Below are 21,659 nucleotides of genomic sequence, written 5' to 3' on the forward strand. Positions count from 1 at the left end.
GACACGATGGACAAGCTCGTGGCCACGGCCGGTGAGGCCCTGGCGGACGTGACGGACGGACAGTCGTTCGCCGTCGGGGGCTTCGGACTGAGCGGTGTCCCGGAGGTCCTCATCGCTGCCCTGCACGCGACCGGGGCGACCGGCCTCGCGGTCGTGTCGAACAACTGCGGGGTCGACGGGCGGGGCCTCGGCGTCCTGCTGGCGGCGGGCCGCATCCGCCGGGTCACGGGCTCGTACATCGGTGACAACAAGGAGTTCGCCCGTCAGTACCTCGCCGGTGAACTGGAGGTCGAACTCACTCCTCAGGGCACCCTCGCCGAGCGGCTACGGGCGGGCGGCAGTGGTATCCCCGCCTTCTACACCCCGGCCGGTGTCGGCACACAGGTCGCGGAGGGCGGGCTGCCGTGGCGCTACGCCTCGGACGGATCGGTCGCCGTGGCCTCGCCGCCCAAGGAGGTGCGCGGCTTCGACGGCGTCGACCACGTCCTGGAGCACGCCATCACCACCGACTACGCGCTGGTCCGGGCCGCCCGCGGGGACCGGCACGGCAACCTCGTGTTCCACCGTGCGGCACGCAACTTCAACCCGCTGGCGGCGATGGCCGGCCGGATCACGGTGGCCGAGGTGGAGGAACTGGTCGAGCCGGGGCGGCTCGACCCCGACGAGGTGCACCTGCCGGGGGTCTTCGTGCAGCGCGTCGTGGCGCTGACGCCGCAGCAGGCGGCCGACAAGGGAATCGAGAAGAGAACGGTGCGCGAACGATGAGCTGGAGCAGGGACGAGATGGCGGCCCGCGCCGCCGGCGAGCTGCGGGACGGCGACTACGTCAACCTCGGCATCGGACTGCCCACGCGCGTCGCCGACTTCCTGCCCCCGGACGTCGACGTCGTCCTGCACTCGGAGAACGGGCTGCTCGGCGTCGGTCCCTATCCCTCGCCCCACGAGGTCGACGCCGACCTCATCAACGCGGGCAAGGAGACCGTCACCGTGCTCCCGGGCGCGTCGTTCTTCGACTCCTCGCTCTCCTTCGGCATGATCCGCGGCGGCCACATCGACACCGCCGTCCTGGGAGCGCTCCAGGTCTCCGCCCGTGGCGACCTGGCCAACTGGGCGGTGCCGGGAAAGATGATCAAGGGTATGGGCGGTGCGATGGACCTCGTCCACGGGGTCCGCCGGATCGTCGTGCTGATGGAGCACACGGCGAAGGACGGCACCTCCAAGATCGTGGAGGAGTGCACCCTGCCGCTCACGGGCCGCGGCTGCGTGGACCGGATCATCACGAACCTGTGCGTGCTCGACGTCACCCCGCACGGACTGGCCCTCGTGGAAACCGCACCGGGCGTGACGGCCGACGAGGTCGCCGCCCTGACGCCCTTGACCGTGCCCCCACCCAAGGCACCCTGACGCCCTTGACCGTCCCCACCACAGCCGCCCTGACGCCCCTGACCGCCCTCCTTGACCAGCCGGGAGTCCTCCATGTTCGAGCGACCGCGTGACGTGTACGTCGTCGACGCTGTCCGAACCCCCTTCGGACGCCACGGCGGTGCGCTGTCGGGCGTACGCCCCGACGACCTGGCCGCCGGTGTGCTGCGCGCCCTTCTCGACCGCAGCCCTGATCTGGACCCGGCGCGCATCGACGACGTGTTGCTCGGCAACGCAAATGGCGCGGGCGAGGAGAACCGCGACGTGGCCCGCATGGCCGTGCTGCTCGCCGGCCTCCCCGTCAGCGTGCCCGGCGCCACCGTCAACCGGCTGTGCGGATCCGGCATGGAAGCCGTCGTTCAGGCGGCCCGCGCCGTCGCACTCGGTGACGCCTCCGTCGTGGTGGCGGGCGGCGTCGAGTCCATGAGCCGCGCACCCTGGGTGCTGCCCAAACCGGATCGGGCCTTTCCCGCGAAGGACCAGCAGCTGTACTCGACGACGCTCGGCTGGCGGCTGGTCAACCCGCGGATGCCGCGGGAGTGGACCATCCCGCTGGGCGAGAGCGCCGAGCTGGTCGGCGCCAAGTACGCCGTCACCCGCGAGGCACAGGACGCGTTCGCGCTCGCCAGCCACCGCAACGCCGCGCGCGCCTGGCGCGAGGGCCTGTACGACGGGGAGGTCGTCCCGGTCGAGGACGTCAGCCTGCCGCGCGACGAGAACATCCGCGATGACACCTCCCTGGAGGCCCTCGCCAAGCTGAAGCCGGCGTTCCGCGGGGAGGGCACCATCACCGCCGGCAACGCCTCGCCGCTCAACGACGGGGCGGCCGCGTTGCTGCTCGCCGACGAGGAGGGGCTCGCGGCGATCGGACGCGAGCCGCTGGCGCGAGTGCGGACGGCGGCGGTGACGGGCATCGAGCCGCAGTACTTCGGGCTCGGGCCGGTCGACGCGATCCGCAAGGTGCTCGCCAAGGCGGACCTCGCCCCCGCCGACCTGCGCATCGTCGAGCTCAACGAGGCCTACGCGGCCCAGGCACTGGCCTGCCTGGCCGCCCTTCCCGAGCTGGACCCGCGCTTCGTCAACCCGCGCGGCGGTGCCATCGCCATCGGCCATCCGCTGGGCGCGTCGGGAGCGCGCATCACCGGAGCAGTCGCGCATCAGCTGGCCGCGGCGGGCACGGGCACGGGGCTGGCGGCGCTGTGCATCGGGGTGGGCCAGGCACTGGCGCTGGTGCTGGAACGCTGAGGGCCGCAGCCGCCGCGTTCAGCCCGAGCGGCGCAGCGCGGCGGGGGTGGTGCCGAGCCGGGCGCGCATCACCCGGGTGAGGTGCTCCTGGTGAGAGAACCCGCAGGCGACGGCCACCTCGGCGATCGGGTCGGTACCGGTGCGCAGCAGCCGGGACGCCCGCTCCAGACGCAGCGCGAGCAGGAACTGGTGCGGCGACTGTCCCGTGCTCGCCCGGAACTGCCGGGTGAACTGGCTGGGGCTCAGCGAGACCGCGTCGGCGAGGTCCGCGATCGGCAGCGGTTCGGCCAGCCGTTCCTCCATGAGCTCGCGGACGGCCGCGAGCCGGAGTGCGGACAGCCCGGACCGGCTGCCCGGCGGCACGGCGTCGCGGACGCCGTGCCGCCGGGCGAGCTGTACGGCGAGCATCCCGGTCAGGTGGTCGGTGTAGGTACGGGCCGACGGCTCCCACGAGCGCACCGCGCCCGCCAGCGCGAGCAGAAGCTGCTCGGCCAGAGGATCGGTGGTGCCGAGTTCCTCGGACAGCTCCACGGGCCGTCCGTCGTTCGCCTCGCACAGCGCGTCGTCGGTGAGGTAGGCGTGGACCGTGTCGAGCCTGCCGCCGAGTTCGACGGCGAGGGTACGGCCGGCCGGCTGCAGGAAGAGCCCACCGGCCGGGATCGTCCGCGACCGTGTGCCCGCCCCCCGTCCCCGCCGCACGGTGACGGGGCCGCTCAGGTGCAGGATCAGCAGATGCGTGGGCGCCGGATCGAAGGCGGCACGATAGGGCTGCTCCTCCTGGGTGGAGAGGTACAGCCGCTCCCACCCGAGCCCGGCGCTGCTGTGCCGCGACCGCACACCGGGTTGCCGCAGGATGCCGACCGTGTCGGCCAGACCCAGCTCCGCCATGATGCGACCTCCTCGTGGCACCGCATTGTAGTTGAATTCTAAATCATAACGGCGAGAGCAGAAGGGCGGCGCACGCTTGCAGCCCGGCGCCGGCCGCCACGACCGGGACGTCCCTGCGATGATGTCGGTCATGATGTCCGCGCTCCCGAGTGGTGGAGGACGAGCGGGCAGTGGCCGTCCTCCGTAGTCCGGACCGCGGCGTACGCACGGCCTCGGTCCGGCGGCCAGTCACTCGAATCCAAATGCCTGAGGAAGAGAACCGTGAGCTCCGACATGCAACACCGGGTCGCCATGCTTGTCTACGACGGGGTGAAACTCCTGGACGTCGCCGGTCCCGCCGACGTGTTCGCGGAAGCCAATCGACTCGGCGCCGGCTATCGGATCGCCCTGCTGTCGACGACCGGTGCCGACGTCACGTCGTCGGTCGGCATACGGATCACCGTCGACGGCGGCCCCGCCTCCGAGCCGGCCCCGGACACGTTCGTGGTGCCGGGCGGCGACATCTATCCCAGGACTCCCGTCACGCGCGATCTGGTGGAGGCCGCGAGGGACCTGGCGGCCCGCTCCGGCCGTGTCGCCTCTGTCTGCTCCGGGGCGTTCGTCCTCGGTGCCACCGGCCTGCTGGACGGAAAGCGTGCCACCACTCACTGGAAGGTCGCAGGCGAACTCGCCGCCCGGTGTCCGAAGACCCGTGTCGAGCCCGACGCCATCTACGTACGCGACGGCACCACGTACACCTCGGCGGGGGTCACCGCCGGCATCGACCTGGCGCTGGCTCTCGTGGAGGAGGACCACGGGTCCGAGCTCAGCCGGGACGTCGCCCGCGCCCTGGTGGTCTACCTGCAACGCGCGGGCGGTCAGTCGCAGTTCTCCGCTCCGCTGCAGGGCCCGCCGCCCCGGTCTCCCGCGGTGCGCGGAGTCGTCGACCTTGTCCAGGCGGATCCTGCGGGCAATCACTCCCTCGGTGAACTCGCCAAGCATCTCAATGTCAGCCCCCGCCATCTCACGCGGCTGTTCCGCGAGGAGCTGTCCACCACGCCGGCCCGGTACGTCGAGTCGATCCGGTTCGACCTCGCCAAAGCATTCCTCGATCAGGGGTACACCGCGACCCAGGCAGCCGCCTTGGCAGGATTCCCGAGCTACGAGAGTCTGCGCCGGGTCTTCGCACGAGAGTCGTCCATCAGTCCCGCTGCCTATCAGCGCCGCTTCAGCACGGCTCGCCGCGCGCAGGCGGGGACGTGACGACATGCTCCTCGGCACATCGAAGACGGCCCTGTTCTCCCGAAGCTGCCGCGAAGTGACAAGTAGCTCTCTGTAGCGGATCTGGGGTGTGCTTGTCAGCGTTTTTGATCTTCTGGGCTCCTCGAGGGCCGTGCTCGGCGAGGTTGGTCCGGCCATGACGACCGGAGGGAGACCGGGGTGCGGCAGGAGTGGGAGCCGGAGGATCTGACCGAGGTCTGGACGCTGCTGGAGGAGGACCAGGAGCGGCTGCGAAACAAGTCGGGGGCGAACCGGTTGGGGTTCGCGCTGTTGCTGAAGTTCCTCGAGGTGGAGGCCCGGTTCCCGGAGGATGCCGAGGAGATCCCGGTGCCGGCGGTGTCGTACGTCGCTCAGCAGGTGAAGGTGTCCGCGGAGGAGTGGGCCGCGTACGACTGGTCGGGGCGGGCGATCAAGCGGCATCGGATGGAGATCCGGGGCGCGTTCGGCTTCCGTGAGTGCACCGAGGAGGACCAGGCCCAGCTCGCCGAGTGGCTGGCGGTGGAGTTGTGCGGGGTGGAGCTGAACCGGGACCGGCTGGCGGGGGCAGTGGTGGCCCGCTGCCGCAAGGACCGGCTGGAGCCGCCGACGCCGGGGCGTATCGCCCGGCTGGTGGGCTCGGCGGTCAGCACCTTTCCCTACGAGGACCTGGCGGTGGTGCCCGCCGTGGTAGTGCGGTTCGCGGACGAGCACAGGCATGGGTCAGCTCGTCAGCCTCGATGGGCCACAAGATCGTCATGCAGGCCGATGCACCCGATCTTGCCGCTCTGGCGATGAGGCCATCGTCGTGATCGCGCGGTCCGAGAGTGCGCTGGAATAGACGACGCTGGTCGTGACGGAGCCGAGTCCGGCGATTCGGCCCGTCGTTGTTTCGAGGTGGCGCATGGAACGGGCGAGGACCTTGAGCACGAAGCAGTCTTCACCTGTGACGTGGTGGGCTTCCATGATCTCAGGCGTGGTCGCAACCAGATCGTGGAACGGCTTGTAGTTGCCCGTGGGGTAGCGGAGGCGGACGAAGGCCAGGATGCCGAGTCCAAGTCGTTGTGGGTCCACCACTGCCGAGTAGCCGCGGATCACACCGCTCTCTTCCAGCCGCCGCACCCGTTCGGTGACAGCACTGGCCGACATGGACACGGTCCGTGCCAGCTCGGCGTAACTGGCCCGCCCATCCCGCTGCAGGGCTTCCAGGATGCGCATGTCGGTCTCGTCAATGGAATCGGCGGCCATGGACAAGGAATACCATGGCATCCCCGGTCGCAGTCCGGAACGACCGGGGATCGTCTGTTCCAGCGTGTGGCTGCACTTCGTAGTGTTTCACCCATGAACAAGCCTGCTGCAAGCCCTGCACTGCATGTGCCGCCCGCGCCTCCCATCGAAGCCGCCGCCTTCTTTACCGCACGCCTCACCTTCCAGGCGGACGTCTCCGACGTCCGCGCCTCACTCGACTCCGGCGACCCGGGCTTCGTCCTGGTCGACTCACGTGGGAGCGCCGGCTGGCAGCAAGGTCATGTGCCGGGCGCGGTCCACCTGCCCACCGCCGACATCCCGACCCGGGCCGCAAGCCTGCTCGACCCGAAGGTCCCGGTCATTACCTACTGCTGGGGGCCTGGCTGCGACGGCGCCACCCGCGCGGCGCTCGCCCTCAGCCAGCTCGGCTACCGGGTCAAGGAGATGATCGGTGGTATCGAGTACTGGATCCGCGAGGGCTTCCCGGTTGCATCCCTGGCCGGTACCGAGCAGCGCGAGGCGGACCCGTTGACCGCTCCGATCGGCTCCATCACCTGCGCATGCTGACGCACACCACACGGCTGGACGGCACGGTCCGCCCAGCCGTGCTGGCCGACCTGCCTGCGGTGGCGAGACTGTGCGAGCCACCCCGCACAGCGGGGGAAGCTCACTGCGGGCGGCGCGGGTCTGAGTGCGTTGCCGCGAACCGGGCGCGGTAATGGCCGGGCGAGACACCGAGTCGGGCCACGAAGGCCCGTCGCAGCGTCTCGGGACTGCCGAACCCGGCGGCTCGGGCGCTCTCGGACACGCTGTGACCGGCGTCGAGCAGGGCCTTTGCATGATCCAGCCGCACGTGTTCGACGAACTTGGCCGGGGTCCTGCCGAGTTCGGTGTTGAACAGCCGGGTGAGATGTCGGGGACTGACACCGACGAGGGCCGCCAGCGAATCCGTGCTGTGCTCGAGCGCGGGCTGCGCCGAGATGAGGTCGGTGACTGCCCGCAGTGCGGGCGTGCGCGGCGCGCTCACCTTCAGCGGTGCAGAGAACTGGGACTGCCCTCCGGGGCGCTGCATGAACATGACCAGGCTTCGGGCGACGTCACGTGCCAGATCCGCACCGTGGTCACGCTCGACGAGGGAAAGCGCAAGGTCGATACCGGCGGTGACACCCGCCGAGGTGAAGATGTCGCGATCCTCGACGAAGAGGGAATCGGGCTCCACGTGAATGTCGGGGTAGGCGCGCGCGAGCAGCTGGGCGTGGCGCCAGTGAGTGGTCGCGCGGTGTCCCGAAAGCAGGCCTGCGGCAGCGAGGACGAACGAGCCGGTGCAAATGGAAACAAGCCTGCGTGTGCGGGCACGCAGCAGCCGGACGGCTTCTGTCAGGTCTGACGGGATCGGCTCAGTGACGAGCAGATCCCCACCCGAGACGACGAGTGTGTCGACGTCAACCTCCGCCGCAGCCGCGTCCGCGGGCAGGCGTGTACCGATCGACGTGCGTACCGGCTCGCCGGACGGCGAGGCGTAACGCAGCGAGTAACAGGCGCCGAGAGCATTCGCTTCAGCAAATACTTCCGCGGGGCCAGAGACGTCGAGCATCTTCATTCCGTCGAACACGAGGAAGGCGACACGATGGACGGTCATGCGGTTGTCGGCTCCTTTCCTTGATCAACACCGGGACGTCCCGGAGCGCGCGCAGAGTCCTTCGCCATGTGACTCCTCCCCCTCATGGATGAGGGGGGCTTCTCGCTATGCCGGTGCGGCTTCGCGACGGACCAGCCCGGCCCGTAGGACATTGACAGCGCCCACCGTGCCCGCGTGCGCGTTGTGGCCGCAGGCGACGCAGTGGAACTTCTCCTGTGCGGGCCGGTTCTCCTTGGCGGTGTGCCCGCATTCGTTCGAGGTGGAGCTACGGGAGTTCAACGGCGAAGCCGATCACGTACACCTGCTCGTGCACTACCCGCCCAAAGTCGCCCGAAGCTGATCAACAGCCTCAAGGGCGTCAGCTCCCGGTACCTCCGGGCCGAGTACACCGACCGGATCAACCACATCGGGACGGGGTCGGTGTTCTGGTCCCGCTCCTACTTCGCGGGTTCCTGCGGTGGTGCACCGCTGACCGTCATCCGGCAGTACATCGAGGGCCAGAAGCGGCCCGTCTGACCCTCACCACGCAGGCGGAGCGCACTCCGGCGCTGCGCGCCTCCGGGCCGAGGATGCGTTTCCCTCCCCGGCTGAAGCCGGGGATACCCACGCAAGATCAACGGATGGACCGGTTCAGCTCGCGGCGCAGCGGACCGCTCGGTGGGCCGACCCGGGCCAAGAGCACCGGGCCGGCCCGTTGCCCACCGCTGGTGAACCCGCGACGTCGCCAAGGTGATCGCGAACCAGGTCACTCGGGCCAGGCGTTTGTCCGTATGACAGTGACGAAGTCCCTGCGCTGGAAGGTGGGGTCGAAGTGTGCCAGGACGTCGTCGTTCATGGTGCCGAACGTGGTGTCGGGCCGGTCGGCCATGCCGTCGTAGAAGGCTTGGAGAATGCGGTTCTTGAAATCCGGTCGTGGATGGGCGGCGACGACCTCGGCACGTTGTACCGGGGTGATCTGCTCGAGGTCCAGGCCCAGGACGTCGGTTTCGACGCCGAGCGTCACCACGGCGACTTCGGGCGCGAGGTGGAGGGGAACCTCCGGCGTGGTGTGCAGCGCGATCGCAAGCCAGACGTTTCGTGCCTCCTCCTCGCTGCGGCCGTGGTCACGCAGGAAGCCGTACGCCGCCTCGGCGCCGTCGAGCTCGAAGCGGCGGTCCTTCGTGCGGTAGTCGGCCGTCAGCCCGAGATCGTGGAAGAGGCCGCCGACGTAGGCGAGCTCGGGGTCGACCTCGAGTCCCCGGGCAGCGGTCTTGAGCATTCCCCACAGGAACACCCTGCGGGAGTGGTGGAACAGCGTGTCGTCGGCCGACTGGCGTACCAGAGCGGTCGCCTCGCGGACCAGGGCGGTGTCCGGGACCGTGATCCCGGCAACGGTTTCGGGCATTGCGCCTCCTGAAGAGAAAGGTCGAGGAATGGGTCGCTCTGATTCATGTCCAGGGTCCCAAGTCGGTCTGGTAGCTGGAAGTGTCCAAACGGACGTGCATCCCACAGATCCGGACGCGAGGTCTGCGGGAGGCGACAGCCGACCGGCTGGCGACTTGGCCACGGAACGCACTTCCCGTGGCCAAGTAAGCGCAGAAACGTGATCTTGTCGGCCGCCTGTGCGCGGGGCGGCCATCACAGCAGAGCGGCCTGCGACTGGTCCGGCTGAGGAGCGCCTGGCGGCCGAGGGCACCTGCCGGGTCCCAGGACACGCTGGATGCCGCCGCGCTTCCACGTTCAGTCGCTGCCCGCGACGAGGAACCGTGCCCACGCCCCCGCTGCCCGCCTGTCCGGATTCGGGTGACTGATGGCCGGACCGAGGCAGCGCCGGACACCGGGTGGTTGGCAGTGTGGAAGACGGACGCACCGTCCATTCGTGGCTCACTGATATCGGAAGGCGCAGAGGTCATGAGCGAGATCATCGCGGGGGTAGAGATTCCTGAAACGGCGGCGGTCGCCGAAGCCACCCGCCTCATGCAGAAGATGACCAGCCCTCTCATCTACCATCACTCCCGGCGTGTTTTCGTCTTCGGCGTCATTCATGCTCGCAGGCTCGGTTTGGAGCCCGACCCGGAGCTTCTCTACCTGTCCGCCGTGTTTCATGACACCGGCCTCTTGACGCCGTTTTCCGACGTAGAGCAGCGCTTCGAGGTCGATGGAGCCGACCACGCACGTAAGTTCATGCTCGACCGCGGGTTCCCTGCCGAGGCCGCCGACGTGGTGTGGACGGCGATCGCGCTGCACACGACCCCGGGAATTCCCGGGCGGATGGGCCCGGAGATCGCGATCACGAATTTCGGGGTTCTGACCGACGTGCTCGGCTTCGGTCTGGACGAGCTGGATCGCAGCCAGGTGGACGAGATCATCGCCGTCCATCCGCGGGGCGACTTCAAGAACGAGTTTTTGCAGGCCTTCGTCGACGGGCTCAAGTACCGCCCGGAGACCACGAACGGAACCGTGAATTCGGATGTGCTGGAGCACTTCGTTCCCGGCTTCCGTCGCACAACCACGGTCGAGCGCATCATGGGCGCTCCCTGGCCGAGCTGATCAGGACGGCACAAAAGGCAACGTGATGAACCGTGTGAGTCGCCCTGGCGACGCGCGTCGTCTCGGGCGAGGTGCGGCCTTCGCCGTGCTGGCCTGCGCCAATGTGGTGATGATGGCCACGGCAAGCGCACCGTCACCGATCTACCCGCTGTACCGGGAGCGTTGGGGCCTGTCGGTCACGATGCTGACGGTGATCTTCGCAGTGTATGTCGTGGGTCTGCTCGGCGCGTTGCTGACGGTCGGATCGCTGAGCGACCACCTGGGTCGCCGCCCGGTGCTGGTCGCCGCCCTTTTGGTGGCGGCGGCCAGCACGGCGATCTTCTGGACGGCCGACGGCATGGTCTCCCTCGTGATCGCCCGGATGGTGCAGGGCATCGCCACGGGGACAGCCACGGGCGGTCTTGCCGCCGGACTGGTCGAGTTCTCACCCGAGCGACGTCCGCATCTGGGGCCTATGACGACAGGGGTCGGCACGAGTATCGGCATGGCCGCCGGTGCGGGAGTGGTGGGGTTGCTGGTTCAGTCGACTTCACGTCCCGATGCGTATGTCTTTCCCGTCCTTACGCTGACCTTCGTCGTTCTGGCCGCGGTCACCCTCACGATCCCTGAGACACTCGCCCCGCGAGCGGTTGGACTGGCGTCGTTGCGACCGAGAGTCCGGGTTCCCCGGGAAGCCCGGCCGGAGTTCCTCGGCTCCGTTCCCGCCCTCGTCGCGGGGTGGTCCGTCACGGGTCTGTTCCTCGCGCTCACTCCGTCCCTGGTGAGCAATGTCCTGCATGTGCGGTCCGGCGCTGCGGGCGGGCTCAGCATTGCGGCGCTGTTTGTGGCCAACAGCGTGGGCGGGTTGTGGTCCCTTCGGCATACGGCACGGGTCGCCACCTTGCTGGGGGCGGTTCTCCTGACTCTGGGTGCGTCCGGACTGGCGGTGGCCATCGCTGCTGCGTCGCCGGCCATATACGTGGGCGGATCGGTCGTCGCAGGGCTGGGCGTCGGCCTGACGTTCAACGGCAACCTCCGCGCCATCAGCGCGGTCACCACCGCGACGTCGCGGTCGGAGGTCTTCTCGGCCGTCTACGTGATCAGCTATGCGGCGCTGAGTCTTCCGTCCCTCGCGGCCGGGCTCGCGGCGCCCTCATGGGGACTGCAGACCACGGGCTACCTGTACGTCGGCTTCGTCGGGGCGCTGTCCTTGGGTGCGGCCCTCCACGCCGGACGATCACGCGCTCACAGGCTCACCGGCGATCCGATACGCACGGGCCGGGAAAGCGGACCTCACAGCGAACGGACCCGCTGCTGAGCGCGCCGCAGCGAGTGGGGTGCGGGGTGGGCTTGCCCAAGGGATGCTGGCTCCACCAGGAAACACCGCCCCACGCCGACACCATCCCCAAAGCAGCTTGATCACGGCTTACGGCTGCCGTGTCAGAGCGGGCCGGCTCGCTTCCGCGGAGCTGTCTTGGAAGATCCTGAGTACGCATAACTACGCTGGATCCGCAGACCGGAGGAGGTTGCGATCTGTATGGGTGACGGGCACGGGCCCGGGCGGTCCGAGCAGGAGGATCCGCTCGGAGTCCAATGGGAGAGGCACCGGCCCGCGGTGTTCGGTGTGGCCTACCGGCTGCTGGGGAGTGCGGCCGATGCCGAGGATGTGACCCAGGACGTGTGGCTGCGGGCGGCCGGAGCGGATCTGCAGGACATCGGTGATCTGCGGGCCTGGCTGGTGACAGTGGCCGCGCGACGGTCGTACGACATCCTCAAAAGTGCCCGTTCCCGCCGGGAGAACTATGTCGGGCCGTGGCTGCCGGAGCCGCTGCTGACAGGACCGGACGCATCGCAGCCGGTACTCGTCGACGAGTCCGTCAGTTCGGCGATGCTCCTGATCATGGAAGAGCTGAGCTCGCCGGAGCGGGTGGCCTTCGTCCTGCACGATGTCTTCGGTCTTGAGTTCGGCCGGATCGCCGAAGTGCTGGACGTTTCCACGCCGGGTGCCCGGCAGCTCGCCTCGCGGGCACGACGGCGGGTGGCCAAAGCGAAGCAGTCCACGCCGCAGGCGTCGAAGGCGGAGCGCGAACGCGTCCTCACGGTCTTCCGCGCCGCCTACGAGGCCGGGGACCTGGCCGGCCTGGTCAGGCTCCTGCACCCGGACGCCGTCTACGCCACCGACGGCGGTGGCAAGGTCTTGGCGGCACGCAAGCTCATCCACGGCGGCGAGCGCGTCGCCGAGGTCATGGTGCGTACGGGACGCCAGTGGCACCCGGACCGCATCGACTTCGCCGAGGTCGGCGGCGAGCTCGCCCTGGTGTTCCACCGGGAAGGCCGGGTCTACTCCGTCGACACGGTCCAGATCACAGAGGGTCTGATCACCGCGTACCGCAAGGTCATCAATCCCGACAAACTCGCTCGCGTCTGAGCTGTCACACCCGCAGGGGCTACCTCGTCTCCCTGATGAGAACGCAAAACGGGTGACGAAGGAATGCGCGCGAGCAGGTGAGACCGATCATGCACAACGGCATACATCTACCTGCAGCCGCTATGAGTCCTGCGCGCGAACCGAGTCCTGCGGGAACCGGCTGTGCGCTCGAGTTGCCGCTCCCAGTAAGGAACTGTATGCAAGCCATCACTGTGCGAGACCGTAACGCAGGTCTTGCCGGGATGTCCCTGACGGACATGCCCTACCCCCATGCGTCCGAGAACGACGTCGTCGTGCGGGTGCACGCCGCGGGCTTCACCCGAGGAGAGCTGGACTGGCCCGCCACGTGGACCGATCGCGCCGGCCGCGACCGGACGCCGAGCGTGCCCGGACACGAGCTGTCCGGTGTCGTCGTAGAGCTGGGGTACGGCACCACCGGCCTGAGCATCGGACAGCGGGTGTTCGGCCTGGCCGACTGGACCCGCAACGGCACCCTCGCCGAGTACATCGCGGTGGAGGCGCGCAACCTCGCCCCGCTGCCGGCGGACATCGACCACACCGTGGCCGCCGCGCTGCCGATCTCCGGGCTGACCGCCTGGCAGGGCCTGTTCGACCACGGCCGCCTCACCACAGGCCAGACCGTCCTGATCCACGGTGCCGCGGGCGGCGTCGGATCCATCGCGGTGCAGCTGGCCCGCGAGGCCGGCGCCCGCGTCATCGGCACCGGCCGGGCCGCCGACCGGGACAGGGCACTCGCACTCGGCGTCGACACCTTCATCGACCTGCGGACCGAGAAGCTGGAGGACGCCGGCGAGGCCGACGTCGTGTTCGACGTGATCGGCGGCGACATCCTCGACCGCTCGGCCGCCCTGGTCCGGGCCGGTGGCACGCTGGTCACCATCGTCATGCCGCCCAAGGTCCGGCCCAAGGACGGGCGGGCGGTCTTCTTCGTCGTCGAACCCGACCGCGCCCGGCTCGCCGATCTCGCCACGCGGCTGAGGGATGGCCGGCTCAAGCCGTTCGTCGGTGCTGTGCGGCCGCTCGCCGAGGCACCCGCCGCGTTCGCGCCCGGCAAGCGCACCCCAGGCAAGACGATCATCCGCATCACTCAAGACTGAACCAGGAGACCCATCGTGATCAAAATGCGAATCGTCGGCGGTTTGCTGGCCGTCGCCACGCTGGCTGCGGCCACAGCCTGCTCGACCTCGGACCAGCCCGCCCACGCCAGGGGAACGACCGCGGCCGCGGTCCCGGCCGCGGCATCGACGCCACCCCCCGAAACCTTCAAACCGCTGCTCCAGCAGGCCCTTCCGAATGTGAAAGGCAAGACGTTCACCACGGCGATCGTCGGCTTCCCGCCCAACGCACACGCGATGCCGCACCGGCACGGCCAGGCGTTCGTCTACGCCTACGTCCTCGACGGCACCGTGCGCAGCCAGCTCGAAGGCAAGCCCGTGACCACCTACCACCAGGGCGAGAACTGGGTCGAGCAGCCGGGCGCCCACCACGTCCTCACCGAGAACGCCAGCCGGACCAAGCCGGCCAAGCTCCTGGTCGTCTTCGTCGCCGACACCGGAGCCCAGCTCAAGGTCGACGACCCGAAGTCATGGCCCAGGGTACGCAGCGGGCGACAACACTCTGCACGAACTCTGCCCCTGCCAGAACACACACCATCCGACTACCAAGACGCGCCCGAAGGGCGCGGCGCAGACCGAACGAACGGATCCAAGGAACCATGACCGACTTCCAGCGCGTCAACATCGGCGAGCAGCACCCGGCCGCCTACAAGACCCTCATCGCCCTGTCGGCGGAGGTGGAGAAGGCCACCGCCGCAGCGGGCCTCGACCCTCTGCTGGTCGAGCTGTTGAGGATACGCACCTCCCAGATCAACGACTGCGCGTTCTGCCTGCGCATGCACACCCGCGACGCCCTCAAGAAGGGCGAAAACCCCGACCGGATCGCCGTGCTGCCCGCCTGGGCAGAGACCGGCTACTTCTCCGAGATCGACCGCGCCGCCCTCCGCCTGACCGAGGCGATCACACGCGTGCCGGACGGACACGTCAGCGACGAGGACTTCAACGCCGCCGCGGCCGTACTCACCGCAGACCAGGTTTCCGCCATCGCCTGGCTGGCAACTGTGATGAACGCCTTCAACCGCGTCGCGATCACCAGCCGGTACCCCGTCGGCAGCTGACCTCGACGGCAACACCGGCAGCGATACCGGCTGCCGAAGGAGAGCCACGCCGAACCGCTTGCCCGTACCCAGGCGGAAGGCACCGTACGGCTGACGTTGGATCAGAACAGGGCGGCCAGGCCGCGCCGGTCCTCATCCGTCAGCTTCTTCGCCCACTCTGTCTCGGCCAGGGAACCTGCTGGAGCAGCAGTGTGTTTGACGACTGGTCCCGGCGGCTGGTCTACCTCTGGGAGTTCGCCGGGCATTCTTTTCATCCTGTTCTCGCGGGCACTGAAGGAGTCGCCCCGTTGGTTCGAGAGCAAGGGCAGGATCGACCAGGCCGACGCGGTGCTGAACGAGATCGAGGCCCGGGCGGCGGCCGAGACCGGCCCGCTGCCCGAACCCGCGCCGCCCGTCCACCAACCGCGGCCGGTCCGTGCGGCGGAGCCGGCCGGCCCGGCGCTTCGCCGGCTCCGGGTTGTTCTCGAGGCCGCCGGGCTCGTTGGCCGAGACGCGGACCGGCGGACGCTCTCATCGGCAGGAGGGACCCCATGGCCGTCCCCAAGCGGAAGATGTCCCGCAGCAACAACCAGTGGATGGAGATCACCAACAACACCGCCGGGCCCTGAACCTGGACCGCTGGACGCTGTCGGACCGGGCGGGCCACATCTCAGGCCGACTGCGGGTCAGCGGATCCTCTGCGTCGTAGCGACCCGCGACGCGGCGGCCCCTCCCAGGCCGGCAACTGGGCGTCCTTTGTGGAGGGGCGCGTTGATGGCATGTTGTGCGGGCACTCGATGGGGGCTCCAGTCGGTCCCCAGGAGGCAGTCGCCATGGTCGTTCAGCATCCCGCCAAGGGGGGAAAGGGGCGGTTCGAGCGGTTCTCCGAGGCCGCGTCGAACTTCACCAGCTCGCTGGCGTTCTACGTCCTGTGCCTGGTACTGGTCGCGTTCTTCATCGCTGCGCACGCCGCCGAGCTGGCAGTTCCGTGGATGCTGCTGGCCGGAGACCTGATGACCTGTGTGACCCTGCTGCTGCTTGCCTTGCTCAAGAACGCCGAGCGGCGGGCCGAGCACGCCATCCAGCGGAAGCTGGACGCGATCGCCACCGCGCTCCTGGAGCAGGACGAGGGCGAGGCCCGCAAGGCGCAGGAGGATCTTCGCCGGGCCATCCGCATGGAAGAGGAAGTCTGACCCGGGTCGACGAATCCGGGCTCCGGATCGCGCCGGCAGCGGAGGTACGACGCCGACGGCCGAGTGCTGCACGCCACCGGCGGTGCAGGGCACTGCGGCATCCCCAGGCCGGCTGCCGAACCGGGCGACGTCGCCGGGGGAGAGTTCGCGGCGAGCGCGGTGGCGGCGCGCGGGACCCTGCGCTTTTCAGAGAAGGGCCCAGTGGGCGGCTGAAGAGGTCGTGCTCAGCTTGGCGGGTGCGCGAGCCACCAGGGCTGAGGAACCTCCTCAGCGTCAGGCGCACGCTGGGACGTTTCGCCGGTCGTCTTGCGCCCGTTCACCCGGCCCCGATCGGTGAGGAGGAGACCGTTGATCTCCGGTACGTCGTCAGCGGGCCGCGCGGTTACCTGAGGGTGCTCTTCGGTATGGTTCGCGCCAACCGGCCGTGGCGGTTGGTCCCGGGTCTCTCGAAGGCCCTGGCGGCCGCACTCGCCACGGGAGCAATTGCCACCGTGAACTCCACACTCTGGAGTCTGGCCGTGTCCCTGGACACGCCACGGCTCGTGATCGCCACGGTCGGTTCCGTCGTACTCATGATCGGCTGGCTGATCGTGGACGCGCACCTGTGGCATCGAACGGCAGAGGACTCGCCGGAGGCGAGGAAGAGGGCGGCTCTCTACAATGCGTCGACGGTCGTGACCGTGGGCATCGGCGTGCTCGTCTGCTACGCGGGTTTGCTGGTCATCAACTTGGTGTGGGCGCTCTTCATCCTCAACGACCGAGTCTTCGCCTCCATGACACGAGCCCCGCTGCACGCCACGGAATACTGGACGCTGGCCTGGTTCGTCGCTTCGGTCGCCACGGTGGGCGGCGCGCTGGGATCGGGTTTGGAGAGCGACGAGGCGATCCGGGCAGCCGCCTATTCCAAGCGCGAACAGGAACATCGCCGCATGCTCGAGAACGACCAGGACTGCTGGTGACCTGAGCCGGCAGGTTGGATGCGAAGAATGCGTTGATCGATCGGTGAAGGGTTGTTTCGCGTCGGAGGCCGATGGGGACTCGCACGGCATGCCGCCGGAGCGCCGGCGCTCCGCCTGGCGGGCCGACGGCGGAACCGCCGTTCCACCCGCTCCGGGCGAACGGCCCGCAGAGGCATGCCGGAGCCACGGACCCCGTCGCACCAACTCCCGGGAGTCTGGTGCTGCGGTCATGCCGCGGCGCCGAAGGAAGTCATCATGAAAGCAGCGGTATATGAAGGCCCGCGAACGGTCACGGTGAAGGACGTACCGGACGCGAAGATCGAGCACCCCTGCGACATCATCGTCAAGATCACCGCCACCAACATCTGCGGTTCGGACCTGCACATGTACGAGGGCCGCACCTCGTTCGAGCCTGGCCGTACCCTGGGACACGAGAACATGGGCCAGGTCGTGGAGGTCGGCTCGGCCGTCCGCAAGGTCCAGGTCGGCGAGTATGTGGTTCTGCCCTTCAATATCGCCTGTGGCTTCTGCAAGCAGTGCGAGCGGGGGCTGACCAACTACTGCCTGACCATGCAGCCGGAACCAGCCCTGGCCGGAGCCGCCTACGGATTCGCCGACATGGGCCCCTACCAGGGCGGCCAGGCGGAACTGCTGCGCGTGCCCTACGGCGACTTCAACGCGCTGCGTCTGGGCGAGGACGCCGCCGAGCGGCAGACCGACTATGTGATGCTCGCCGACATCTTCCCCACCGGCTATCACGCCACCGAGATGGCCCACGTCAAACCGGGCGACCAGACGATCGTCTTCGGGGCCGGTCCCGTCGGGCTGATGGCGGCCTACTCCGCCCTCCTCAAGGGCGCCGGCCGTGTGTGGGTGGCCGACTACCAGCCCGACCGGCTGCGCAAGGCGGAGGAGATCGGGGCCATTCCGATCAACACCGCCGAGCAGAATCCGGCGGAGGTCGTCAAGGAGGCCACCCTCGGTCTGGGCGCCGACAACGGCTGTGAGTGCGTCGGCTACCAGGCACACGACCCCAAGGGACACGAGGACGCCAGCCTCACGCTCAACGGCCTGATCGACTCGGTCAGGTTCACGGGCGACATCGGCGTGGTGGGCGTGTTCCTGCCCGAGGACCCCGGCGGTGCCGAGGCCCAGGGGGAGCTGGAGGCGCAGGGCAAGGTCCCGATCGACTTCGGCATGATGTGGTTCAAGGGCCAGCACATGGGCACCGGGCAGGCGCCGGTGAAGAAGTACAACCGGGCGCTGCGGGATCTGATCGCCGGCGGGAAGGCGAAGCCGAGCTTCGTCGTCTCCCACGAACTCAGCCTGGACGAGGCCCCCACCGCCTACGAGCACTTCGACGCCCGTGACGAGGGCTGGACCAAGGTGGTCCTGCATCCGAACGGACACGGCAACGGCCACAAGCGGTAAGGGACCCGAGGGCCGCCGTCCCGCCTGTTCCCCCCGGACCGGTCCGGCCGACGGGTGCTGATCGCCCCGGCTCCGGCCGGGGCTGGAGGGGCCGTCGTCACCTGCGCTCCCGTCACACATGGGCAGCGGCGGTCGGCGGCGTCCGGCTCGGTAGGACGGATGGCGGGCTCCGCCACCCAGCTTGACGCGCGTGGACTGGACAGGCCGAGACTGCACCCGCGCCTGAAAGCGGGCCGTGGAGTTCGGTGTTCACGCTTGTTATGGCGCGCGTCACGTCCACTCCGCAACCGAACGGCCGCGCCGCCGGTTCGATGACGGGACTTGCGGATTGGATGCGGACCACGCGGAAACTCCGGGCGTTGTCCGCCATGCGCCCTTCACCTTCCCCCTGAAGTGACTCGCCTTCCGTTCACCTACCTCACCGCACGTGGGGAGCACTCATGACAACAGACACCCGCTCCACCTCCCGCCTACGGCACGATCCGCTCGTGCGTGGCCTCGGCTGGGCCAGCGCGCTCCTGGGCGTGCCCCAGGTCGTCGCCTCAGCGGGCTTCGCCCGGGCCCTGGGCGTGGACGACACCTCCCGGCACCGCTCGGCCACGACCGCCGTCGGTGTGCGCGAGCTGGCGGCGGCGACCGGGCTGCTGGGACGGCCGCATCCCGTCTGGCTCTGGGGCCGCGTCGGTGGCGACCTCATGGATCTGACGATGCTGGCCCGGGCCCTGAAGAACCACGACGGGCGCGGCCTCGGCCGCACCGTTGCCGCGACCGCCGCGGTCACCGCCATCACCGCCACGGACGTCTACGCGGCCGTGACTCGCACCCGCAGGGGCATCCCCATGGAACTGACCGCGGCCACCACCGTCACCCAACCCCCGGACGAGGCATACGCCCTCTGGAGTGACCTGGAGCGACTGCCGGACTTCATGGCGCACCTGGACGAGGTGCGCGTCACCGGCCCGCGCACCAGTCACTGGCAAGCCAGCGCGCCGTTCGGCAAGGCGGTCGAATGGGACGCCGAGACCACCCAGGACGTCCCCGGCCAGCTGATCGCCTGGCGGTCGGTGGACGGTGCCGACATCGACACCTCCGGCGAGGCCCGCTTCGTGCCCGCCCCCGGCGGCCGGGGCACGGAGATCCGGGTGACCCTGCGCTACGAACTGCCCGGGGGAGTGTTGGGCAAGACCGCGGCGCGTTACTTCGGCGAGGAACCACACCAGCAGCTGGACGACGACCTGCGCCGCTTCAAGCAGATCACGGAGACCGGCGAGGTTGTCCGTTCCGAGGGCGCACCCGGCGGCAAGCGGGCCCGCGGGGAGTTCCCGCAGCGCCCGGCCCGACCGCTGACGGAGGACGAACTGAAGGAGGCCCTGGCATGAAGGCGAACTGCTGGACGGGACGCAACTCGGTCGAGGTGCAGGACGTCCCCGAACCGTCGATCCTGAACCGCCGCGACGCCATCGTGAAGATCACCTCGACGGCGATCTGCGGCTCGGACCTCCATCTGGTCGACGGTTACGTCCCCACCATGGAAAAGGGCGACATCTTGGGCCACGAGTTCATGGGAGAGGTCGTCGAGGTCGGCCCCGGCATCAGCGACGACAGCCTGAGCGTCGGCGACCGGGTCGTCGTGCCCTTCCCCATTGCCTGCGGCGCCTGCGCGGCCTGCCGCGCGGAGCTGTACTCGTGCTGCGAGAACAGCAACCCCAACGCCGGCGTCTCGGAGAAGTTCTTCGGCCACCCCACCGCCGGAATCTACGGCTACTCACACCTCACCGGCGGCTTCGCCGGCGGCCAGGCCGAGTACGCCCGCGTGGTGCTCGCCGACGCCAACGCCCTCAAGATCGAGTCGGACCTCACCGACGAGCAGGTGCTGTTCCTGTCCGACATCCTGCCGACCGGATACATGGGCGCCGACATGTGCGACATCCAAAAAGGTGACGTCGTCGCCGTCTGGGGCGCCGGTCCGGTCGGCCAGTTCGCCATGGACAGCGCCCGCGTCCTGGGCGCGGAAAAGGTCATCGCGATCGACAAGGAGACCTACCGGCTCGACATGGCCGCCGCGCAGGGCTACACCACCATCAACTTCGAGGACACCGACGTACGGTCGGCCCTGCTCGAACTCACCGGCGGCCGTGGCCCCGACAAGTGCATCGACGCGGTCGGCCTGGAGGCCACCCACGGTGCCTCCCACGTCCACCTCTACGACCGCGCCAAGCAGGCGGTCCGCTCCGAGACCGACCGGCCACACGCCCTGCGCCAGGCCATCCTGTCCTGCCGCAGCGGCGGCGTGGTGTCGGTCATCGGCGTCTACGGCGGGATGATCGACAAGTTCCCGGCGGGCGCCTGGATGAACAGGTCCCTGACCCTGCGCACCGGGCAGTGCCACGTGCAGAAGTACATGAAGCCGCTGCTGGGCCTGATCGAGCAGGGCAAGATCGACCCCACCCGGGTCATCACGCACCGGCTGTCCCTGACCGAGGCACCGACCGGCTACGACCTGTTCAAGAACAAGAAGGACCGCTGCGAGAAGGTCGTCCTCACGCCGTGAGGGACGCGCCGATGAACGGCGGCACCATGTCTCGCTGACGCCGACGAGCCGAGCCGGCCCTGCAGAGCGGGACGCAAACACCCGGAGACGTGGGCGGCCTTACGACAGCCTGCCTTCTGCATCACGCTTCGGTCGCCACCGTGGGCGAGTAATAGTCAATACCTGTGGGTCGGTTGAGGTGATTCAGGCTGCGTGAGCCTCGGGGCGCTCGACGAGATGGCCGCGTTCGAAGCGGGCTCCGGCGCGGACGAGGGCGACGAGGTGGGGCGCGTTCACGGCCCGCCAGCGGGCCTGGGCGGACTCGACGAGCTTGAAGACCATCGCGAGGGCGGCGGCCGCGCTGCCGGCTCCCCGGGTGGCCTTGGTCCGCAACCGGACCGTCGCGAACGTCGACTCGATGGGATTCGTCGTGCGCAGGTGGATCCAGTGCTCGGCGGGGAAGTCGTAGAACGCCAGCAGCTCCTCGACGTCGTCGGTGACCTTTTTCACCGCCTTGGGCCACTTCGCGCCGTAGGCGTGCTCGAAGGCGGTGACCGCCTTGAGCGCGTGGTCGCGGTCCTCAGCGTTGTAGATGTCCTGCAGGGCCTTGCGGGCGCCGGGCTGGGCCGATTTCGGCAGGGCATTGACGACATTGGCAGTTTTGTGAAGCCGTCAAGAATCAACCTGTTGCTTCCTGATCAGCGGCTCGTTGGCCTGGTATGGCGATCACGGAGGAGATGCTGTCCCAACTCGACTGCCG

General features: G+C 69.1%; 20 protein-coding genes and 6 pseudogenes. 19 read left to right on the forward strand and 7 right to left on the reverse strand.

Translation table 11 applies throughout. The features are described from left to right. Positions 1-6 precede the first annotated feature (6 nt). The 3 genes from AB0N14_RS34295 (at position 7) to AB0N14_RS34305 (ending at position 2,666) form a co-directional block, all read left to right on the forward strand. Complete coding sequence (locus AB0N14_RS34295) at positions 7-765, forward strand: CoA transferase subunit A (RefSeq protein ID WP_366029608.1); 759 nt, start codon at positions 7-9, stop codon at positions 763-765. Further along, entirely contained in the window at positions 762-1,403 is a 642-nt protein-coding gene (locus AB0N14_RS34300) for a CoA transferase subunit B (RefSeq protein ID WP_366029609.1), read from the forward strand. Before AB0N14_RS34295 ends, AB0N14_RS34300 begins: the two co-directional genes overlap by 4 nt. A gap of 72 nt (positions 1,404-1,475) precedes the next feature. After that, positions 1,476-2,666, forward strand: a complete 1,191-nt coding sequence (locus AB0N14_RS34305) for an acetyl-CoA C-acyltransferase (RefSeq protein WP_366029610.1) — start codon at positions 1,476-1,478, stop codon at positions 2,664-2,666. 18 nt (positions 2,667-2,684) lie between these two features. Here AB0N14_RS34305 and AB0N14_RS34310 read toward each other — a convergent pair whose 3' ends face one another. After that, a complete protein-coding gene (locus AB0N14_RS34310; RefSeq protein ID WP_366029611.1) occupies positions 2,685-3,554 on the reverse strand; it encodes a helix-turn-helix domain-containing protein in 870 nt (289 codons plus the stop codon). A gap of 261 nt (positions 3,555-3,815) precedes the next feature. Here AB0N14_RS34310 and AB0N14_RS34315 point away from each other — a divergent pair, with 261 nt between their 5' ends. Together AB0N14_RS34315 and AB0N14_RS34320 are read left to right on the forward strand one after the other, a co-directional pair. Continuing rightward, positions 3,816-4,796 carry a GlxA family transcriptional regulator gene (locus AB0N14_RS34315; RefSeq protein ID WP_366029612.1) on the forward strand — a complete coding sequence of 327 codons (981 nt, stop codon included), beginning with the start codon at positions 3,816-3,818 and terminating at the stop codon, positions 4,794-4,796. Positions 4,797-4,973: 177 nt separating this feature from the next. After that, complete coding sequence (locus tag AB0N14_RS34320; RefSeq protein ID WP_366029613.1) at positions 4,974-5,588, forward strand: DUF4158 domain-containing protein; 615 nt, start codon at positions 4,974-4,976, stop codon at positions 5,586-5,588. On the opposite strand, the gene AB0N14_RS34325 is transcribed toward AB0N14_RS34320, so the two are convergent. Beyond that, positions 5,547-6,038 carry an Lrp/AsnC family transcriptional regulator gene (locus AB0N14_RS34325; RefSeq protein WP_366029614.1) on the reverse strand — a complete coding sequence of 164 codons (492 nt, stop codon included), beginning with the start codon at positions 6,036-6,038 and terminating at the stop codon, positions 5,547-5,549. The two genes, AB0N14_RS34320 and AB0N14_RS34325, sit on opposite strands and share 42 nt — an antisense overlap. A gap of 93 nt (positions 6,039-6,131) precedes the next feature. Here AB0N14_RS34325 and AB0N14_RS34330 point away from each other — a divergent pair, with 93 nt between their 5' ends. Further along, the gene (locus AB0N14_RS34330) at positions 6,132-6,605 is read left to right on the forward strand and encodes a rhodanese-like domain-containing protein (protein ID WP_366029615.1); all 474 of its coding nucleotides are present in this window, start codon (positions 6,132-6,134) and stop codon (positions 6,603-6,605) included. A 100-nt stretch (positions 6,606-6,705) separates the two neighbouring features. Here the strand turns inward: AB0N14_RS34330 and AB0N14_RS34335 are convergent, their stop codons facing one another. Together AB0N14_RS34335 and AB0N14_RS34340 are read right to left on the reverse strand one after the other, a co-directional pair. After that, positions 6,706-7,677 (reverse strand): GlxA family transcriptional regulator, encoded by a 972-nt coding sequence (locus AB0N14_RS34335; RefSeq protein ID WP_366029616.1) that lies wholly within the window; start codon positions 7,675-7,677, stop codon positions 6,706-6,708. Between the two features lie 105 nt (positions 7,678-7,782). Continuing rightward, positions 7,783-7,959: pseudogene (locus AB0N14_RS34340) on the reverse strand (zinc ribbon domain-containing protein); the annotation flags it as partial. A 25-nt stretch (positions 7,960-7,984) separates the two neighbouring features. On the opposite strand from AB0N14_RS34340, the pseudogene AB0N14_RS34345 reads away from it, so the two are divergent. Further along, positions 7,985-8,193: pseudogene (locus tag AB0N14_RS34345) on the forward strand (transposase). Between the two features lie 229 nt (positions 8,194-8,422). Here AB0N14_RS34345 and AB0N14_RS34350 read toward each other — a convergent pair. After that, positions 8,423-9,061 carry an HD domain-containing protein gene (locus tag AB0N14_RS34350; RefSeq protein WP_366029617.1) on the reverse strand — a complete coding sequence of 213 codons (639 nt, stop codon included), beginning with the start codon at positions 9,059-9,061 and terminating at the stop codon, positions 8,423-8,425. A gap of 506 nt (positions 9,062-9,567) precedes the next feature. On the opposite strand from AB0N14_RS34350, the gene AB0N14_RS34355 reads away from it, so the two are divergent. From AB0N14_RS34355 to AB0N14_RS34385, 7 genes and pseudogenes are all read left to right on the forward strand, one after another. Continuing rightward, positions 9,568-10,206 (forward strand): HD domain-containing protein, encoded by a 639-nt coding sequence (locus AB0N14_RS34355; protein ID WP_366029618.1) that lies wholly within the window; start codon positions 9,568-9,570, stop codon positions 10,204-10,206. Positions 10,207-10,231: 25 nt separating this feature from the next. After that, positions 10,232-11,503: an MFS transporter gene (locus AB0N14_RS34360; protein WP_366029629.1), complete on the forward strand. Its 1,272-nt coding sequence runs from the start codon at positions 10,232-10,234 to the stop codon at positions 11,501-11,503. Between the two features lie 219 nt (positions 11,504-11,722). After that, positions 11,723-12,613: an RNA polymerase sigma factor SigJ gene (sigJ, locus tag AB0N14_RS34365; protein ID WP_366029619.1), complete on the forward strand. Its 891-nt coding sequence runs from the start codon at positions 11,723-11,725 to the stop codon at positions 12,611-12,613. Between the two features lie 197 nt (positions 12,614-12,810). Beyond that, the gene (locus tag AB0N14_RS34370; protein WP_366029620.1) at positions 12,811-13,731 is read left to right on the forward strand and encodes an NADP-dependent oxidoreductase; all 921 of its coding nucleotides are present in this window, start codon (positions 12,811-12,813) and stop codon (positions 13,729-13,731) included. Between the two features lie 24 nt (positions 13,732-13,755). Continuing rightward, positions 13,756-14,352, forward strand: a complete 597-nt coding sequence (locus AB0N14_RS34375) for a cupin domain-containing protein (RefSeq protein ID WP_366029621.1) — start codon at positions 13,756-13,758, stop codon at positions 14,350-14,352. Then, complete coding sequence (locus tag AB0N14_RS34380; RefSeq protein WP_366029622.1) at positions 14,349-14,807, forward strand: carboxymuconolactone decarboxylase family protein; 459 nt, start codon at positions 14,349-14,351, stop codon at positions 14,805-14,807. Before AB0N14_RS34375 ends, AB0N14_RS34380 begins: the two co-directional genes overlap by 4 nt. A gap of 200 nt (positions 14,808-15,007) precedes the next feature. After that, positions 15,008-15,203, forward strand: a pseudogene (locus tag AB0N14_RS34385) (MFS transporter); the annotation flags it as partial. Positions 15,204-15,221: 18 nt separating this feature from the next. On the opposite strand, the pseudogene AB0N14_RS34390 reads toward AB0N14_RS34385, so the two are convergent. Next, a pseudogene (locus AB0N14_RS34390) lies at positions 15,222-15,317 on the reverse strand (sugar isomerase); the annotation flags it as partial. A 302-nt stretch (positions 15,318-15,619) separates the two neighbouring features. Here AB0N14_RS34390 and AB0N14_RS34395 point away from each other — a divergent pair. The 5 genes and pseudogenes from AB0N14_RS34395 to AB0N14_RS34415 all read left to right on the forward strand — a co-directional run bounded on the left by AB0N14_RS34395 (position 15,620) and on the right by AB0N14_RS34415 (position 20,920). Further along, a complete protein-coding gene (locus AB0N14_RS34395) occupies positions 15,620-15,979 on the forward strand; it encodes a low affinity iron permease family protein (RefSeq protein ID WP_366029623.1) in 360 nt (119 codons plus the stop codon). Positions 15,980-16,166: 187 nt separating this feature from the next. Then, positions 16,167-16,938, forward strand: a pseudogene (locus AB0N14_RS34400) (hypothetical protein); the annotation flags it as partial. A 255-nt stretch (positions 16,939-17,193) separates the two neighbouring features. Further along, positions 17,194-18,369 carry a glutathione-independent formaldehyde dehydrogenase gene (locus AB0N14_RS34405; RefSeq protein WP_366029624.1) on the forward strand — a complete coding sequence of 392 codons (1,176 nt, stop codon included), beginning with the start codon at positions 17,194-17,196 and terminating at the stop codon, positions 18,367-18,369. A gap of 440 nt (positions 18,370-18,809) precedes the next feature. Continuing rightward, positions 18,810-19,748: an SRPBCC family protein gene (locus AB0N14_RS34410; protein ID WP_366029625.1), complete on the forward strand. Its 939-nt coding sequence runs from the start codon at positions 18,810-18,812 to the stop codon at positions 19,746-19,748. Next, the gene (locus AB0N14_RS34415) at positions 19,745-20,920 is read left to right on the forward strand and encodes a zinc-dependent alcohol dehydrogenase (protein WP_366029626.1); all 1,176 of its coding nucleotides are present in this window, start codon (positions 19,745-19,747) and stop codon (positions 20,918-20,920) included. Before AB0N14_RS34410 ends, AB0N14_RS34415 begins: the two co-directional genes overlap by 4 nt. Before the next feature lie 155 nt (positions 20,921-21,075). Here the strand turns inward: AB0N14_RS34415 and AB0N14_RS34420 are convergent. Then, positions 21,076-21,565 (reverse strand): annotated as a pseudogene (locus tag AB0N14_RS34420) (transposase); the annotation flags it as partial. Between the last annotated feature and the right edge of the window lie 94 nt (positions 21,566-21,659).

The organism is Streptomyces sp. NPDC051104 (genome assembly GCF_040682835.1).
Taxonomy (GTDB): Bacteria; Actinomycetota; Actinomycetes; order Streptomycetales; family Streptomycetaceae; genus Streptomyces; species Streptomyces cynarae.

What these genes read in the sequence shown, in the direction of transcription:
- AB0N14_RS34295 (WP_366029608.1), top strand. Translation starts at nt 7, where the DNA reads ATGGACAAGCTCGTGGCCACGGCCGGTGAGGCCCTGGCGGACGTGACG.
- AB0N14_RS34300 (WP_366029609.1), top strand. Translation starts at nt 762, where the DNA reads ATGAGCTGGAGCAGGGACGAGATGGCGGCCCGCGCCGCCGGCGAGCTG.
- AB0N14_RS34305 (WP_366029610.1), top strand. Translation starts at nt 1,476, where the DNA reads ATGTTCGAGCGACCGCGTGACGTGTACGTCGTCGACGCTGTCCGAACC.
- AB0N14_RS34310 (WP_366029611.1), bottom strand. Translation starts at nt 3,554, where the DNA reads ATGGCGGAGCTGGGTCTGGCCGACACGGTCGGCATCCTGCGGCAACCC.
- AB0N14_RS34325 (WP_366029614.1), bottom strand. Translation starts at nt 6,038, where the DNA reads ATGGCCGCCGATTCCATTGACGAGACCGACATGCGCATCCTGGAAGCC.
- AB0N14_RS34330 (WP_366029615.1), top strand. Translation starts at nt 6,132, where the DNA reads ATGAACAAGCCTGCTGCAAGCCCTGCACTGCATGTGCCGCCCGCGCCT.
- AB0N14_RS34335 (WP_366029616.1), bottom strand. Translation starts at nt 7,677, where the DNA reads ATGACCGTCCATCGTGTCGCCTTCCTCGTGTTCGACGGAATGAAGATG.
- AB0N14_RS34350 (WP_366029617.1), bottom strand. Translation starts at nt 9,061, where the DNA reads ATGCCCGAAACCGTTGCCGGGATCACGGTCCCGGACACCGCCCTGGTC.
- AB0N14_RS34355 (WP_366029618.1), top strand. Translation starts at nt 9,568, where the DNA reads ATGAGCGAGATCATCGCGGGGGTAGAGATTCCTGAAACGGCGGCGGTC.
- AB0N14_RS34360 (WP_366029629.1), top strand. Translation starts at nt 10,232, where the DNA reads ATGAACCGTGTGAGTCGCCCTGGCGACGCGCGTCGTCTCGGGCGAGGT.
- sigJ (WP_366029619.1), top strand. Translation starts at nt 11,723, where the DNA reads ATGGGTGACGGGCACGGGCCCGGGCGGTCCGAGCAGGAGGATCCGCTC.
- AB0N14_RS34370 (WP_366029620.1), top strand. Translation starts at nt 12,811, where the DNA reads ATGCAAGCCATCACTGTGCGAGACCGTAACGCAGGTCTTGCCGGGATG.
- AB0N14_RS34375 (WP_366029621.1), top strand. Translation starts at nt 13,756, where the DNA reads ATGCGAATCGTCGGCGGTTTGCTGGCCGTCGCCACGCTGGCTGCGGCC.
- AB0N14_RS34380 (WP_366029622.1), top strand. Translation starts at nt 14,349, where the DNA reads ATGACCGACTTCCAGCGCGTCAACATCGGCGAGCAGCACCCGGCCGCC.
- AB0N14_RS34395 (WP_366029623.1), top strand. Translation starts at nt 15,620, where the DNA reads ATGGTCGTTCAGCATCCCGCCAAGGGGGGAAAGGGGCGGTTCGAGCGG.
- AB0N14_RS34405 (WP_366029624.1), top strand. Translation starts at nt 17,194, where the DNA reads ATGAAAGCAGCGGTATATGAAGGCCCGCGAACGGTCACGGTGAAGGAC.
- AB0N14_RS34410 (WP_366029625.1), top strand. Translation starts at nt 18,810, where the DNA reads ATGACAACAGACACCCGCTCCACCTCCCGCCTACGGCACGATCCGCTC.
- AB0N14_RS34415 (WP_366029626.1), top strand. Translation starts at nt 19,745, where the DNA reads ATGAAGGCGAACTGCTGGACGGGACGCAACTCGGTCGAGGTGCAGGAC.